Annotated in this window: 12 protein-coding genes; 3 read left to right on the top strand and 9 right to left on the bottom strand. The window is 59.3% G+C overall.

From position 1 onward, the window contains the following. Positions 1-176 precede the first annotated feature (176 nt). Entirely contained in the window at positions 177-491 is a 315-nt protein-coding gene (locus FHP24_RS18175; RefSeq protein WP_139677660.1) for a DUF1476 domain-containing protein, read from the top strand. 21 nt (positions 492-512) lie between these two features. Here the strand turns inward: FHP24_RS18175 and FHP24_RS18170 are convergent, their stop codons facing one another. From FHP24_RS18170 to FHP24_RS18150, 5 genes are all read right to left on the bottom strand, one after another. After that, positions 513-2,222, bottom strand: coding sequence for a sensor domain-containing protein (locus tag FHP24_RS18170; RefSeq protein WP_246091827.1), 1,710 nt, complete (start codon positions 2,220-2,222; stop codon positions 513-515). Between the two features lie 165 nt (positions 2,223-2,387). Then, positions 2,388-2,942: an RBBP9/YdeN family alpha/beta hydrolase gene (locus FHP24_RS18165; protein WP_139677658.1), complete on the bottom strand. Its 555-nt coding sequence runs from the start codon at positions 2,940-2,942 to the stop codon at positions 2,388-2,390. Between the two features lie 31 nt (positions 2,943-2,973). Beyond that, entirely contained in the window at positions 2,974-4,281 is a 1,308-nt protein-coding gene (purB, locus tag FHP24_RS18160; protein ID WP_139677657.1) for an adenylosuccinate lyase, read from the bottom strand. A 95-nt stretch (positions 4,282-4,376) separates the two neighbouring features. Beyond that, positions 4,377-5,045, bottom strand: a complete 669-nt coding sequence (rpe, locus tag FHP24_RS18155) for a ribulose-phosphate 3-epimerase (protein ID WP_139677656.1) — start codon at positions 5,043-5,045, stop codon at positions 4,377-4,379. Positions 5,046-5,101: 56 nt separating this feature from the next. Beyond that, positions 5,102-6,196, bottom strand: coding sequence for a branched-chain amino acid ABC transporter substrate-binding protein (locus FHP24_RS18150; protein WP_139677655.1), 1,095 nt, complete (start codon positions 6,194-6,196; stop codon positions 5,102-5,104). A 477-nt stretch (positions 6,197-6,673) separates the two neighbouring features. Between FHP24_RS18150 and FHP24_RS18145 the strand changes: the two genes are divergently transcribed. Continuing rightward, positions 6,674-7,000: a TfoX/Sxy family protein gene (locus FHP24_RS18145; RefSeq protein ID WP_139677654.1), complete on the top strand. Its 327-nt coding sequence runs from the start codon at positions 6,674-6,676 to the stop codon at positions 6,998-7,000. A 176-nt stretch (positions 7,001-7,176) separates the two neighbouring features. Here the strand turns inward: FHP24_RS18145 and FHP24_RS18140 are convergent, their stop codons facing one another. The 3 genes from FHP24_RS18140 to FHP24_RS18130 all read right to left on the bottom strand — a co-directional run bounded on the left by FHP24_RS18140 (position 7,177) and on the right by FHP24_RS18130 (position 10,603). Next, complete coding sequence (locus tag FHP24_RS18140; RefSeq protein ID WP_139677653.1) at positions 7,177-7,602, bottom strand: NUDIX domain-containing protein; 426 nt, start codon at positions 7,600-7,602, stop codon at positions 7,177-7,179. Beyond that, the gene (locus FHP24_RS18135; RefSeq protein ID WP_139677652.1) at positions 7,602-9,119 is read right to left on the bottom strand and encodes a DEAD/DEAH box helicase; all 1,518 of its coding nucleotides are present in this window, start codon (positions 9,117-9,119) and stop codon (positions 7,602-7,604) included. Before FHP24_RS18135 ends, FHP24_RS18140 begins: the two co-directional genes overlap by 1 nt. A gap of 182 nt (positions 9,120-9,301) precedes the next feature. Beyond that, on the bottom strand, positions 9,302-10,603 hold the full coding sequence (locus FHP24_RS18130; RefSeq protein ID WP_139677651.1) for a M23 family metallopeptidase: 1,302 nt from the start codon (positions 10,601-10,603) through the stop codon (positions 9,302-9,304). Positions 10,604-10,807: 204 nt separating this feature from the next. On the opposite strand from FHP24_RS18130, the gene tyrS reads away from it, so the two are divergent. Continuing rightward, positions 10,808-12,061, top strand: coding sequence for a tyrosine--tRNA ligase (gene tyrS, locus FHP24_RS18125; RefSeq protein WP_139677650.1), 1,254 nt, complete (start codon positions 10,808-10,810; stop codon positions 12,059-12,061). A gap of 54 nt (positions 12,062-12,115) precedes the next feature. On the opposite strand, the gene FHP24_RS18120 is transcribed toward tyrS, so the two are convergent. Beyond that, a complete protein-coding gene (locus tag FHP24_RS18120; RefSeq protein WP_139677649.1) occupies positions 12,116-15,523 on the bottom strand; it encodes a YhdP family protein in 3,408 nt (1,135 codons plus the stop codon). Positions 15,524-15,567 lie beyond the last annotated feature (44 nt).

Below are 15,567 nucleotides of genomic sequence, written 5' to 3'. Positions count from 1 at the left end.
ACAATCAGGCGGGGCATCGCGAAGTCCTCCCGCAAGATCCCGATTGATGGCATGAACGCGCCTGCAGCCTGTCGTCGTTGCCGAGGAGGGTTGGCACGCAGGTTCCGGCGATCGGATTGCGAAAGGGGTCAGTCGTTCTTATTTGAATATTCTAATATGAATGTGGGAGGAATAAGATGAGTGGTATCAGTGATCGTGAAAAAGCGTTCGAAAACAAGTTCGCGCATGATGAGGAACTGAAGTTCAAGGCCCTTTCCCGTCGCAACAGGCTCGCAGGGTTGTGGGCGGCGAGCCTGCTTGGAAAAGCGGACAAGGATGCTTACGCCAGGGAGGTTGTCGTGGCGGATCTCGAGGAAGCCGGGCATGAGGATGTTTTTCGCAAGCTGAGGCAGGATTTCGATGCCGCCGGCATTGCCGTATCGGATACGGAGATCCGCACGAAGATGCTCGATTTGCTGACCGAAGCCTCGTTTCAGGTGGAAAACCAGTAGGAAAATCGTGATGTTTCCGCGTCACGCCGAGGTTGAGAAGTGAACGTAACGGTTTCGTCCCTGTCGTTTGGCCTCATAGAGGGCGATATCTGAATTGCGAAGCAGCTGGCGGACGTCGATGGCTTCGCCGTATTCGGACGCAATCCCTATGCTCGCCCCGACCCGGCAGAGATGTCCCTCGTAGGTGACCGGTTTGCGCAGGGCGTCGATCATGCGGATCGCGACAGATGACAGCGGTTCGCGCATGCCCACGAGCTGCGATACAACGATAAACTCGTCACCGCCCACACGGGCAATGAAATCCTCGTCGCTGAGCGTCGCGCGCAAAGTCCTGGCGGTATGAAGCAGCATGGCATCTCCCGCGTCGTGACCGAGCCTGTCGTTGATCTGCTTGAAGCGATCGAGATCAACATGGAGGATGGCGATGCCGGTTCCGTTGCTGCGGCATTCGGCACCCATACGCTGAAGCACCTCGTCGAGATAACGGCGGTTGGGGAGCTCGGTCAGGTAATCGTGCATGGCGCTATGCTCGATCCGGTCCTTGGCGGCCTCCAGTTCGCTGTTTCGTGCCTCGGCAAGAAGCTTTGCCCGCTCAAGCTCGCGATGCAAGCCGACATCCTCGGTGACGTCCCAGTTGGCTCCAACCGTCATCTGGTGACCGTTTCCATCAAGGAAAGTCATGGTGCGTGCTCGGATTATCCGGTCCGAGCCGTCACGGAGGACGACACGATATTGATCCGAGAAGCGGTTACCATTCTCGATATGCTCGTCGACGTTCTTCAACACGCGTTCGGAATCGTCAGGATGGAGGAAGGTTTCCCATAGCCCCCCGACCCTGACATCCTCGCGCCGGCCGACGTCATAGATGCGGTACATGCGGTCGTCCCAGTCCACCACGCCGGTTGTCAGGTCGCATTCGTATGTGCCGACGCCGGATATCTCCAGCGCCATGTCCAGGCGTCTTGCCATGCGGGCGGTGGCTTCCTCGGCCTGTTTGCGAGCGGTGATATCGGTATCTGTCCCGACGATGCGTATAGGTTTGCCGCTTTCGTCCCATTCGACGCAATCGCCGCGGCACTCGATCCAGATCCAGTGGCCATGCTTGTGACGTTCACGGTATTCGAACACCGTATAGGCCGGGTCGCCCGCATTCTGTCGTTCTATGCAGTGGGTCACATGATCCCGATCGTCCGGATGGACGAGTTCGAGCCAAGCCTCGGTGCTTTCGGCAAGCGGATCATCCTCGGACATGCCCCGGATGCGCCGCCATGTGGGTGAGTAGTATTTTTCCCCGCGGTTCCAGTTATGGTCCCAGACGCCGGTCGATGATCCGACAAGCGCCTTGTTCCAGCGGCTTTCCCATATTTCGAGATCTGCAAGCTTTGTCTTCAACGCGGTGATATCGGCAAACGAGGCGGCGATGACGAGCGGTCCATCAAGCCTCGCCGATGCGACGGCAAGGCTTACCTGCGCCCATCTCAGCGTTCCGTCCGGCTGCGGCAGGCACAATTCGATCTGGCGGTCTGCCCCGCTTTCGCAGTGCCGAAGCTCGGCGAGAAAATTCGTGCGGTCTTCGGCGGGAACCAAGTCGGTCAGAAGCTGCGGCTCTGACAGGCTCCAGTTGGCCTTGAACGCCTTGTTCGCATGGAGAAATCGCCCCTGCCGATCAAGCAACACGATCGCAAAAGGGATGGCATCATGGATACCCACCGACAGGCCGATGTCCCGCACTGGTGATATCGATGGGCCTGCGTACAAGACTGGTTTGGATGACATCGGATCGCCTACATTCGCAGGAATATCCTAATGTTAGCAAATACGAATTAAAGTGCCATTAAAATTGTCCGTCGAAAACGAGATGACGACGGTGGGTTGTTTCAGCGCATGTCGCCGGATTCAGACCTTCAGTCGACTCAGGAACTGGGCGAAAACCATGGTTCCTTCCGGCCATGGGCCATGTCCGGACTCGGCATTGATATGGCCGGATTCGCCTGCATCGACCAGAACCGAACCCCAGGCATTGGTGACGTCACCCGCGTGTTCATAGGAGCCGAAGGGATCGTTGCGACTGGCAACTGTGAGGGTCGGGAAGGGAAGGGGATTTCGCGGATAGGGGCCGAAGGTCATCAGGTGCTTGGGCCGGATGTTCGGGTTCTGCACATCCGGCGGAGCGACAAAAAAGGCTCCGGCGATCGGCTTGTTGAAATGCGGTATCGCGTGGATGGCCGTCGGTACGCCCAGCGAATGGGCGACAAGCACAACGGGCTTCGTCGAGGCGTTGACCTCCTCGACGAGACGCTGGACCCAATCTTCCTTCACCGGCTTTGCCCATTCCGCCTGCTCCACCCGGCGGGCCGTTGCGAGCTTCTGCTCCCAACGGGTCTGCCAATGGGTGGGGCCGGAATTGGTGTAACCGGGAATGATGAGGATGTCGGCTTCTGATGCTTTCATGCCGCGTATCTGGGTTCGTATTGCGTCGATATCAAGCTTCGCCGAAGACACGGGTGAAGATCGTGTCGACGTGCTTGGTGTGATAGCCGAGATCGAATTTTTCGCGGATCTCTTCTTCCGAAAGTGCGGCAAGCACTTCCTGGTCGGCGAGCAGTTCTTCAAGGAAATCCTTGCCCTGTTCCCAAACCTTCATCGCGTTGCGCTGTACGAGACGGTAGCTGTCCTCGCGCGAGACGCCGGCCTGGGTGAGGGCCAGAAGAACCCGCTGGCTCATTACCAGACCCTTGAACTTGTTCATGTTTTTCAACATGTTCTCGGGGTAGATGACCAGCTTTTCGATGACACCAGCAAGACGATTGAGGGCGAAATCAAGGGTGACGGTCGTGTCGGGGCCAATGGCGCGCTCGACGCTGGAATGGCTGATGTCACGCTCGTGCCAGAGGGCAACGTTTTCCATCGCCGGTACGACAGACATGCGCACGAGGCGGGAAAGGCCGGTCAGGTTTTCTGTCAGAACCGGGTTGCGCTTGTGCGGCATTGCCGACGAACCCTTCTGGCCCGGCGAGAAGAACTCTTCCGCTTCCAGAACTTCGGTGCGCTGCATGTGGCGAATCTCGATCGCGACGTTTTCGATCGACGAGGCGATGACGCCGAGGACGGCGAAATACATGGCGTGACGGTCGCGCGGTATAACCTGGGTCGAGACCGGCTCGGGCTTCAGGCCGAGGGCGGCGGCGACATGTTCTTCGACGCGCGGATCGATATTGGCGAAAGTCCCGACGGCACCGGAGATGGCGCAAGTAGCGATTTCCTCGCGGGCTTCGAGCAGGCGCGTCTTGTTGCGGTCCATTTCTGCGTAGAAGCGGGCAAAGGTCAGGCCCATTGTGGTCGGCTCGGCATGGATGCCGTGGCTGCGGCCGATGCGGACAGTGTCCTTGTGCTCGAAGGCGCGGGTCTTCAGAGCGGCAAGCACGCGATCGACACCGGCGAGCAGGATGTCGGTGGCGCGAACGAGCTGGACGTTGAAGGTGGTATCGAGCACGTCGGACGAGGTCATGCCCTGGTGGATGAAACGACTATCCGGACCGACGAATTCAGCAAGATGCGTCAGGAAGGCGATGACGTCATGCTTGGTGACGGCTTCGATCTCGTCGATACGGGCGACGTCGAATTCGGCCTTGCCGCCCTTTTCCCAGATCGTCTCGGCAGCAGACTTCGGAATGACGCCGATCGCGGCCAGAGCGTCGCAGGCATGGGCCTCGATTTCGAACCAGATGCGGAACTTGGTTTCGGGAGACCAGATGGCGACCATTTCCGGTCGGGAGTAGCGGGGGATCATGGGTGGCTCGCTTGGTGAATGACAATTGCCGCCGCTCTATCAAGAAGAACGGCGAAGCTCAATCTTTTTGGGACTTTGACCTGCCTTTAAGGCTTTCAGCCTTCGGCTGCCTTCACAAGTGCCGAGATGTTTTCGCGGTAGGCGTCCTTGCTGCCACCTTTGTAGACGGCCGATCCGGCAACGAAAACGTTGGCGCCGGCCTTGCGGGCCGCCCCGATGGTCGCCGGCGTAATGCCGCCATCGACTTCGATCTCGATCGGGCGGTCACCGATCAGGGACTTGATGCGGGCGATCTTGTCGAGTGCGGAAGGGATAAAGCTCTGGCCGCCGAAACCGGGATTGACGCTCATGACGAGGATCAGATCGACGTCGTCGAGCACGTTTTCGAGAACGGAGACCGGCGTTGCCGGGTTGAGTGTCACACCGACCTTCTTGCCCAGAGAGCGGATCGTCTGCAGCGAGCGATGCAGATGCGGACCGGCCTCGGCATGGACGGTGATGCCATCACAGCCGGCCTTGGCGAAGGCTTCGATATAGGGATCGACCGGAGCGATCATCAGATGGCAATCGAAGAAAGCGTCGGTATAGGGACGCAGCGACTTGATGACATCCGGCCCGAAGGAAATATTGGGAACGAAATGGCCGTCCATGACGTCGAGATGGACCCAGTCCGCGCCGGCTTCGATGACGTCTCCGACCTCCTGGCCCAGTTTCGAAAAATCAGAGGCGAGAATGGAAGGGGCAATACGAAGCGGCAGCGTCATCAGCGGATCTCCTGTGTCGTCTGCCGACTAGCATTCCAGGGCGTCTGCCGCAATCGCTACTCGGTCACGGAGGCAGGCGCGAGGAATTCGTTGCCGCGCCATTCCAGCAGTCGGTAAGGATTGTCTGCGAGTTCGTGGCCAGTATCGAACTGGATCTGCCCGACTACGGTTTCGAAACGCTGCGCCTTCAGCGCGGACAGGAGCTTTGCCGGATCGGTACCGGCGGAAGAAGCTGCCTGACTGGCCAGTTCGGTTGCCGCATAGGCGGGAAGCACGCCGCCCTCGGGCTCGATGCCTCGGCTTTTCAGCGATGCAGCTGCCTGTCCGGCAACCGGCAGTGTCTGGTAGGGAGGCTGCGTCACGGCCAGAACGCCATCGCGAAGAGCGACGGGCCGGTTGGCGGCCTTCATGGCATCGCCGCCGAGCACGGTCAGCGGCATATTTTCGCTGGCGGCATCGCGGGCGAGGATCGCCACGTCGTTACGGTCCGCGCCGACCAGAACATGGGTTGCGCCGGCTTTCTGCAGGCGCCTGACCAATGCGATCTGCTGTTCCTGGCCCGGCCGGAGCGTATCGGTGAAAACCGGCGTGATACCGAGTGGCTCGAGCTTCTGGCGGACGGCGCTGACGAGTTCGCGCCCGTAGATGGTGCCGTCATCAATGAAGGCTATCGGCTCGGCTTTCCAGCGACTGACGATCGCTTCAGCGATTTTATCGGCTTCGGCTGATTCGGACGGTGCCATGCGAAACAGCGGCCAGCCATTGCGCAGGGCATCCTCCATGAGAATGCGTGAGCGGACGGAGATGGTAATGGCGGGGATTTTGCTGCCGGCCAGTATCGGCATGGCAGAGGTCAGCGTCTCAACGCATAGAAATCCGATCGCGATCGAGACCTTCGCATCGACAAGGGCCTTGGCGGCAGCAGCGCCGCCGGGCTCATTGCATGTTTCTTCGATTTCAACGAGCCGATCGCCGGTCGATTCCGCGGCAGCGCGTGCACCTTCGAATGCTTGCGTGCCGAGCAGTGCGTAAGGCCCTGTTTTAGGGGCGACGACGCCGATGGTCGCGGCTGGGACCGCTGTTGCCGGAGCAACATATCCAAAGGTCGCTGCCGTCAGCAGGACGGCTAGATCGAGACGCAGGGAACGCATGCTTTTCCTTGATGCCGTGTTCGCCGCAGCTTTAACCCGCAAGGGTGAGAGCGTCCAAGCTTTTTCCCGTCTTTTGCCGTTCGTGCCCCAAATGTAGCATGATCGTGAGCGGAATTCCGACACTTATCCAGTCAAATCCAGATGCAATGGATCGGTGACACCGATTGCAAGGGTATTGCGGCATCCTGATAATCCGTAGGGGACGAGGCATCTGGAGTTTTCGACCAGTATCAATCAATTTCGGTAGTCGGCTTATGATGTCGCTTGATTTTCCCAGGATCAGGAGGTGCTAATTGGTTTTCTGCGGGAAATAGCGGCGGTTTTCATGAGTTGGCTAATGTTGTTGCAATTCTGGGAACCGATCGGCGTGGATGTCGATGACGTCGTGGCTTCGGCAAGAGATTCAATTATATCCATGTTGACGTGCTCCAGGCGGTATTCGCTGCAGGAGGCATCCTGAAGAGTTCGAGGGTGATTATGGACAATGCTGCGATCGAGGAAATGTTCGAAGATCTTGGACCGGTCTCGATCCGGCGCATGTTCGGTGGCAAGGGGATCTATCATCAGGGGCTGATCGTCGCCATTGATCTGCGCGACGAGATCTTGCTGAAGGCGGATGAGACAAGTGCTCCGGCTTTCAAGGCTGCAGGCGCCGTTCAATGGTCCTATGAAGGCAAGAGGGGCAAGCCGGTGCTGATGCCCTATTGTTCGATACCCGATGTCGCGCTCGACGATACCGATGAGTTGCGTCATTGGGTGACGATGGCTTTTGAGGCTGCCTTGCGAGTCAATCGCGACACCTGATCGGATTTCTTTGCAACTGCGAGATTTCGCGTATTGCGAAGAATGCTGACACGCAGATATTCTGCATTCGTAATGGGGGATGTGGTCCGGGACCTGCCGGGCCGACGACAGCATCCGACGATATTGTGTGTTTTTTCAATCAAGAGAAGCCGTTTCGGAAAACCGAGACGGCTTTTTTAATGGGATTTCAGCAGCTCGAAAGCTTGGGAGGAGAACACCGACAATGGAGCGGGTGGCTCGTTCATGTCGATCCACATGAGGTCGGCATGTTTTTCCGGTTCGGTGAGAACCGGTTCTCCGGAAAAATCGTCGGTCACATAGATCAGGGAAAGCCAGTGCTGGCCTTCTTCTTCAAGGATACCTTCGATCACGCAGAGAAAGTTGATCTTGCCGATCTTCAGGCCGGTCTCTTCTTCGGCTTCCCGACGAGCGGCATCCTCGGCCTGTTCCATCATGTCGACCTTGCCGCCGACGATGTTCCAGTGGCCCGCTTCCGGCGCCTTCAGGCGTCGGCAGACAAGCACCTTGCCGTCGGCCCGGCGGATCACCAGGCCAACGCCAAGGCCAGGGAAATCCTGGCCCGGTTTTGCGAGAGCGGACATTACTTCGCCGCGTTGGCGACGATCAGCATGAAGGCGGGGATATCATCGCCGAAACCGACCGGGGTCGGGCCGTCATCGTGGTCGCGATAGCGACGGCGATCACGGTTGTCGTCATTGGCAGGGTTCGGGCGGCGTTCCCGGCCGCGGCTGTTGGCAGGCTGATTCTTCCGGTCGGTGCGACGCTCCGACTTCGTATTTTCCAGAACTGCTTCCACGCTTGCCTCTTCCGTGACGATTTGTTTTTCCTGCTGCGGTGCTGCCGCTGCTACTGCTGCCGGTTGTTCGTGGCGATTGCCACGGCTGCGGTCCTTGCCGCCACGTTCCCGGCCACCACTCTTGCGTCCGCTGCGATCGCTTTCGTGGCTTTCCATGGGGGCGGGCAGGGCGGCAATATCGCCATTCTGCCATTCGATCTTTTCGCCGATCAGCTTTTCGATCGCGTCCAGATATTTCGAGTCGGACTTGGTGACGATGGTGAATGCGCGACCCGAGCGGCCGGCACGGCCGGTACGGCCGATGCGGTGAACGTAGTCTTCCGCATGGATCGGAACGTCGAAGTTGAAGACGTGGCTGACGTCGGGAATATCCAGGCCGCGGGCGGCGACGTCGGATGCCACGAGCAGCGTGATCTGGTTATCCTTGAAGCCGGCCAGCATGGTCGTGCGCGAGCGCTGGTCCATGTCACCGTGCAGCGCGCCAACAGAAAAACCGTGGCGTTCGAGCGAGCGGAAAAGATCGGCCACATCCTTCTTGCGATTGCAGAAGATGATGGCGTTCTTTAGATCGTCCTGGGCCTTGATCAGGTCGCGCAGGACGGCGCGCTTCTCATAGTCCTTGCCATGGGCTGCGACGAGGCGCTGCGTCACGGTCTTCGACGTCGAGGAGGGCTTGGAGACTTCGACGCGTTCCGGGTTCTGCAGGAAGCGGTCGGCTAGCTTCTGGATTTCCGGCGGCATGGTGGCCGAGAAAAACAGGGTCTGGCGGGTGAACGGGATCATCTTGGCGATGCGTTCGATATCCGGGATGAAGCCCATGTCGAGCATGCGGTCGGCTTCGTCGATCACCAGGATTTCGACGCCGGTCATCAGCAGCTTGCCGCGCTCGCAATGATCGAGAAGGCGGCCGGGCGTGCAGATCAGCACATCGGCGCCACGTTCGAGCTTGCGATCCTGCTCGTCGAAGGAAACGCCGCCTATCAGAAGGGCGACGTTGAGCTTGTGATTCTTGCCGTATTTCTCGAAGTTCTCGGCAACCTGGGCCGCGAGTTCGCGGGTCGGCTCAAGGATGAGGGTTCGCGGCATGCGTGCCCGCGCACGGCCCTTTTCGAGAAGCGTCAGCATCGGCAAGACGAAGGATGCTGTCTTGCCCGTTCCGGTCTGCGCAATACCGCAGATATCCCGTCGCTGCAGCGCATGCGGGATCGCTCCGGCCTGGATAGGCGTGGGGATCGTGTAGCCGGCGTCGGTGACGGCGTTGAGAACTTTCTGGCTCAGGCCAAGATCAGCAAAAGTGGTCAATGGAAATACTATTCCGTTCCGTTCAAGAAGAACATGATCCGTCGCTACGCGCAAATGGGGCGACAACAGGGCGCGACATATGACCAAAATGCCGGAAAGTCAAGAAAACCAGCTGGGGTGGCCGTCGTTTTGGTGAATGAAAGTAACCTCGCGGCGATACGCCGCGTGAATGACGAAGCTTCCTACTCGAGATAAGTGGTGAGCTTCATGCCGGCATTCAAGAAATGCATGGGATCGACCGCCTGGCCATTTCGTCGCACTTCGTAGTGAACGTGCGGCCCGGTGGACCGCCCGGTCGACCCGGCGCGGCCGATCACGTCGCCGGTCTTGATCTCGTCTCCGACGCTGACCAGTATCTTGGAAAGGTGGCCGAAACGTGTGGAAATGCCGTAGCCATGGTCGATCTCGACCATGTTGCCATAACCGCCGACGACACCGGCCGCGATGACCTTTCCAGCGCCCGTGCTCTTTACATCGTCGCCGGTCTGGGCAGCAAAATCGATACCGGCATGCAGTGCCAGACGACCAAGAAAGGGATCGACCCGGTTTCCGAACCGGCTGGTGACGGGCTGTCCGGGGGCGGGATTGGAAAAGGGCAGGTCACGGGCTGTCTCGCGCACGCTTTCCAGCCGGGTCAGGGCGGCATCGAGATCATCGAGAGAGGTATCGAAACGATTGCCCGGCAGGCGAGGTTCGACATAAGGGCCGCCGATACCACCTTCCTTGCCGGATGGAGGGTCCAGATCGACGCCGCTTCGCAGCAGGATCGTGGTGATCGCATTCGCCGCGTCCGATGCTCCTGTCGTCAGGCTCGCGATCTTCGTCAGCTGCTGGCTCTCGAGCGTCTTGAGCGACAAAGTGACCTTGGAGAAAATCCGGTCGGCGCGATCGGCCGGGCCTTCACGCAGACTGGTACCGGCCATGGTCGAGGCGACATCCAATTTTGCGGACGGCTCGCTGCCTTGCAGGATCTTGGCGATCGCCGCAGACCCTCCGGTCGAGGATGCCCGGCGACCGTCGCCTACGGGCGCGAAGGCGGGAATATCGACTGCCGGGGCTTCCGCGCCAGGCTGAAGCCCGGATTCCTCCGCGCGATCAAGAAGCGAACCCAGCTTGCCGTGACGGGAAAACAGCGCGTCCTGTTGTTCGAGAAGCTTTTCGACCTTCTTCTCGACGACTTGCTGGTCGAGGAGTTGGCGGGACGTGATGCGATCCAGCTGCGCGCGCAGCGCGGCGATACGATCCTCGTAATCGTGCTGCATGCGGGCCTGACGGGCGATCGTCGCTCCGATCAGGTCATCCCGGATCACCAGATAGGATGTCGCTCCGAGATAGCCGATCGTGAGAATGCCGGTGAAACAGACGGTGAGGGCGATCATCCAGGGGCGAATGGTCATGTGGCGGATGTTTTCGCCGCTTGCGAGAATCAGGACGTGATTCGCTGCCCGTTTTCCAAAAACCTTGTTTTCGGCTCGGTCGGCCACGTTATGCTCCTGAAAAGCGAGTCAAATCCGATGCTTGTATGGCCTGATTACACATCCTTAAGGTTAACGAAGCCTTATGTGCGGAGCGTTGCCTCGCAATCCCGTGGTGCTCTTCGGGTGGCGGGATCACTTTTGAAGTGATTATGCGAAAAAACGGTGCTAGACGCCGTCTCGCAACTAAAAACACATCCGCAGAGAAGAGAGATGTCCAGGTTCAAGTCCGATTTCCTCCGCACGCTCGATGAGCGCGGCTTCATTCACCAGATCTCCGACGAGGCAGGTCTCGACGAGTTGTTCGCCAAGGAAACCGTGACCGCCTATATCGGCTTCGATCCGACGGCACCAAGCTTGCATGCCGGCGGACTTATCCAGATCATGATGCTGCACTGGATGCAGAAGACCGGACACCGTCCGATCTCGCTGATGGGTGGCGGTACAGGCATGGTCGGCGATCCGTCGTTCAAGGACGATGCTCGCCAGCTGATGACGGTCGATACGATCGAAAGCAATATCGCCTCTATCAAGCGCGTCTTCGCCAATTACCTTTCCTACGGAGAGGGTGCGAAGGACGCCATGATGATCAACAACGGCGACTGGCTGCGCGATATCAACTATCTCGAATTCCTGCGCGACGTGGGCCGTCATTTCTCGGTCAACCGGATGCTGTCCTTCGACAGCGTCAAGACGCGCCTCGACCGCGAGCAGTCGCTGTCCTTCCTCGAATTCAACTACATGATCCTGCAGGCCTACGATTTCGTCGAGCTCAACAAGCGATACGGCACACGCCTTCAAATGGGCGGCTCGGATCAGTGGGGCAATATCATCAACGGTATCGACCTCGGTCACCGGATGGGGACGCCGCAGCTCTACGCGCTGACCTCGCCGCTTCTGACCACGGCTTCGGGCGCCAAGATGGGCAAGTCGCTGAACGGCGCCGTCTGGCTCAACCCGGACATGCTATCTGCCTACGACTTCTGGCAGTACTGGCGCAATACCGAGGATGCCGACGTTTCGCGCTTCCTCAAGCTCTACACGACGCTGCCGATGGATGAGATCGCCCGGCTTTCGGCGCTTGGCGGCTCTGAAATCAACGAGGTGAAGAAGATCCTCGCGACCGAAGTGACCGCCATGCTGCATGGCCGTGACAATGCCGAGCAGGCAGCCGAGACGGCGCGCAAGACCTTCGAGGAAGGCGCTCTGGCCGACAACCTGCCATCTATCGACGTGGCGAAGGGCGAACTCGAAGCCGGCATCGGTCTGCTTGCGCTGATCGTCAAGGCCGGCCTTGCTGCATCCAACGGCGAAGCCCGTCGGCATGTCCAGGGCGGGGCTGTGCGCATCAACGATGTTGCGATCTCCGACGAGCGCACAGTCATCGGTTCGGGCGAAGTGACCGCCGATGGTGTGATCAAGCTGTCGCTCGGCAAGAAGAAGCACATTCTGGTTCGTCCCGCCTGAGCCGGACGGAAGCGAAGCAGTTGATAAAAGGCCGCTTTCGAGCGGCCTTTTGCATTACTGGAATTCGAATATCTGGCGGAACACGCCGGGTGCGATGAGCGAGAGTGGATTGACGATCAGCCGAGGTTTCTCAAAGGGGCCGTCCAGCTTGAATGTGATGCCGAGCAGGCCACGGTCGCGACCATTTCCAAGGATCGCACCGATCAGGGGAAGCTCACCGAAAAGCCGGTTCAGCCCGTAAGCCGGCATGAAAGTGCCGGTGAGGTCCATGTTGCCGTTCGCATCGCGGATCTTGCCCTGAAAGGTGGCGCCGATCTGCTCGCCGCGTACGACGCCATTGGCAACCGACAGCGCACCTTCGCGGTAAACCAGTGCGGCGAAACCTCTCTGGAAACGCGCCGAGCTGACGTCGATATCCTTTTTCACCGCCGAATTGAGGCTCTCGCCATCCTGTCCGACGGGGCTGGACACGAGAGACTGAAGTCGCTGTTCATTCGCGAGCTGGAAATTGCGGATATCGAGCGAACCGACCCAATCGTTACCGCGAGCCTTGAGCTTCAGGTTCAGGAGGCCGGCCCTCAGGTTGTCATAGAGATCCGTGAAGCGAGCGACCGCTCCGGCATCGCCGCTGGTGACGGAAATCGTGTCGCCACGCGACATCTGCGTCACCAGTGCCTGTCCGCTTGCGGTGACTGAAGACATGTCGGCACGCACGATGTTCGATCCGCGTGAAGAGAAGTTCAGCGCAACATTTGAAAGCGATTCATCGTTGAAACCGACGACGCGATCGACTTGTGCACGTAAGCTGGCACTGCCGCCATCACCCGAACCCTTCGTCGAACCGCCGCCGGTGCTGTTGGCGCGCAGCATCGTGATGATCGGCCGCAGGTCGACGCTCGAACCGCCAATGGCAATGTCATATGCGCCCTTGGAGCGCTTTACACTGACGCTGTAGTTGTCGGCAGGCGAAAGCTGGACGTGAGAAAATGACGCCGACTTCAAGGCTCCGTCTGACAGCTGCAGGTCACCCTTGACGCCGAAACTATCGCCGCTCAGCTGGAATCCGTTGAGGGCAATTTCCTTTGCAGCGCCGGTCGAGACTTCGAACTGGGCCTTGGAGCCGATCCCGCTGCCCTTCGTCCATCCGATCCACGGGACGGTGAGGGAGGAGCGACTCAGGTCGAGCGTGACGGACTGGCGCTTTTCATCCAGCCTCGTCAGCTCAGCCACGATCGGGCCATCGACCAAATCCGACAGCCCGGGAACGAGCTTGTCCCGCTGGGAATTGTTCAGTGTGGCCTTGATGATGCGTTCCCGTTTGACGGTCGAATTGGCATCCACCGGTTCCGTAACCGAGAGTTCGGCCGGTATATCGTCTATGGTTCCGTTCGCTGAAAGCCGGGCGGCCTGATTGTCGACAGCCAACATCCCTATCAGTCCGCCGATCTTGTGCCCCTCCATCGGGGTGGCCAGATTGACCCCGTCGAGACGTATCTGGGCGTTCCAGATCGGCTTTGGCGGATGGTGATCCGAGATCAGTCCGAAGCGGGCCTGGATATCGGCTCTGGCATTTCCCGAAAAGTCGCCAGGCTTGAAATTGGTGCCCTTCAGCGCGTTCATCGGCGCGAAATTGGCAAGCTCCGTGATTGCGTCCGCCTGGCCTGCGATCTTGAGCGTGAGATCCGCCATCAACGGTTTTGCATAGGTCGATGGAATGGCAAAGCGTCCGCTTTCGACGGAAACGACGCGACCGGACGGCGCATAGGACGCCGCCTTGCTGACATCGACCACCATGTCCTCACCTTTCAGCGAGAATTTTCCGGCCAGATCGCGCAGCGGCGGAACTTCACCCGGTAGATTGAGGCGGGAATCTGTGATCCCGAAGCTGATCTGCAGCTCGTTGGCGTCGAGCTCCATCGGTATTCCGGGGCCTTTCATCCGACCGGCGGGAATGAAGACGGCAATCGTTCCGTTGGTCACGTTGCCACCGAAAAGATTGGCCATCACCCAGTCGCGTGGTTTGCGCGCCATCCAGAAGGGCCAGAGCTGCTTGATGCCGGTCACCTGCATCTGCGGAAGCTGGCCTCCGAAACTGATCTCGGGAGACTGTTTGCCGAAACGAACCTTGAGCGCCGCGGCCATATGCCCGAGCGGGCTCGCCACAGTCATCTCGTCAAATTCCAGCTGGCGGTCAGAAGAAAGATATCGGCCTGTCGCCTTGAGGTCGAAATCCGCTGGCTGTTCTCCCTGAGATGCACCAATGGCTTTGCCGCCTCTAATCAGAACATCGAGACCGAAGCCGAGGCGCGTATCACTCTGGTTCAACCTGTTCAGATCGATGACGGCGCCGGTAAACGGGAGGATCGTCGGGCCGAAACTAGCCTCCGACTTCAAGATCTCGATCGAGTCCTTGGCAAAATCGTAGGCGACATTGATGGTTGCGCCACTGAACGTCTGCTGGATACCGTCGAAATAGAAATTGCCCGGCGAATTCGTCAGTGTCGCCGACATGGCCGGCTTCTGGGCATCGCCGCGAGATCGCTCGGCGGACATGTCGAAATCGACGGAGCTTTCGAGGCCTTCTCGCGGTTGTCCGTCTTCCGTTCGCTTCAGGAGGAACTGTGTGACTTCCAGCCCGGAGAGGTGTGCGGAAAGGGCGGCCGTCACGCCATCGACAGTTTTGGAGGCGGCCGTCAGCTTGGCTTTGCGATCATTGATGCTGATGGTGCCGTCGATGCCGATCTCCCCCTCAGCATTGCGTGCCAGCTGAAGGTCGTTGACCTTGAGAACTGTCGGCGAGCGTTCAGGTGCGGCGGGCAGGACGATCTCGATGCCGGCGAGACGGATGGATGCCGTGCCGGTTCGTTCGATCAGGCCGCGCGCTTCATCAAGCCTCTGAAATGCCTGCTCCAGAAGTTGAGGAACGGCATCGACCCTGACCTTGGCAAGTGCGATGGGATCGCCTTCGGGCAATTGTGCGGTCTCTAGCCGAATGGACTGTGCCGCTATGCTGTTGATCGATATGCGCCCGCCGAGCAAGGCGAGCGGATCCACAGCCATGCGCAGGGCGCCTGCACGGCTCAAATGCTGTCCGGTCGCGCGCTCGACGATATCAACGTCGCGCGCTTCGATCGCCAGACGAAAATCCGAATCGAAACGGATCGCTGTGGAGCCGACATTGGAGATGTAGCGGGGGCCGATCGCGTTGTTCAGGGCAGACTGGGCGCGACTGGTCAGCGTGCCATCGACGATGCCGCCTTCAATGGCGAAGACGGCGCTGCCGACAGCTACCATGATGAGGACGACAAAAAGCGCCACTGTCTTGCAGAAACGCCAGGTTCTCGTGCGGTGCGGCGGGCAGTGGACGATAATGGGATCTTCGGTCTGGGCGGACGGAAGCTCGTGCAGTGGGACGATGTCCTTCCTGCCGAAATCGATCTTCTCTCCTCTTATTTCCGCCATTCAGTGAAGAACTCATCCTTTTCGCATCCACCGCTGATCTGGAC

The organism is Aliirhizobium smilacinae, assembly GCF_006335145.1.
Classification (GTDB): domain Bacteria; phylum Pseudomonadota; class Alphaproteobacteria; order Rhizobiales; family Rhizobiaceae; genus Neorhizobium; species Neorhizobium smilacinae.
Note: the sequence above shows the minus strand (reverse complement) of the source record. Positions and strands in the feature narration are given on the sequence as shown.

Excerpts from the sequence above, each read along its gene's own strand:
- FHP24_RS18150 (WP_139677655.1), bottom strand. The coding sequence starts at position 6,196 with ATGCGTTCCCTGCGTCTCGATCTAGCCGTCCTGCTGACGGCAGCGACC.
- FHP24_RS18145 (WP_139677654.1), top strand. The coding sequence starts at position 6,674 with ATGGACAATGCTGCGATCGAGGAAATGTTCGAAGATCTTGGACCGGTC.
- FHP24_RS18175 (WP_139677660.1), top strand. The coding sequence starts at position 177 with ATGAGTGGTATCAGTGATCGTGAAAAAGCGTTCGAAAACAAGTTCGCG.
- FHP24_RS18140 (WP_139677653.1), bottom strand. The coding sequence starts at position 7,602 with ATGTCCGCTCTCGCAAAACCGGGCCAGGATTTCCCTGGCCTTGGCGTT.
- rpe (WP_139677656.1), bottom strand. The coding sequence starts at position 5,045 with ATGACGCTGCCGCTTCGTATTGCCCCTTCCATTCTCGCCTCTGATTTT.
- purB (WP_139677657.1), bottom strand. The coding sequence starts at position 4,281 with ATGATCCCCCGCTACTCCCGACCGGAAATGGTCGCCATCTGGTCTCCC.
- FHP24_RS18120 (WP_139677649.1), bottom strand. The coding sequence starts at position 15,523 with ATGGCGGAAATAAGAGGAGAGAAGATCGATTTCGGCAGGAAGGACATC.
- tyrS (WP_139677650.1), top strand. The coding sequence starts at position 10,808 with ATGTCCAGGTTCAAGTCCGATTTCCTCCGCACGCTCGATGAGCGCGGC.
- FHP24_RS18165 (WP_139677658.1), bottom strand. The coding sequence starts at position 2,942 with ATGAAAGCATCAGAAGCCGACATCCTCATCATTCCCGGTTACACCAAT.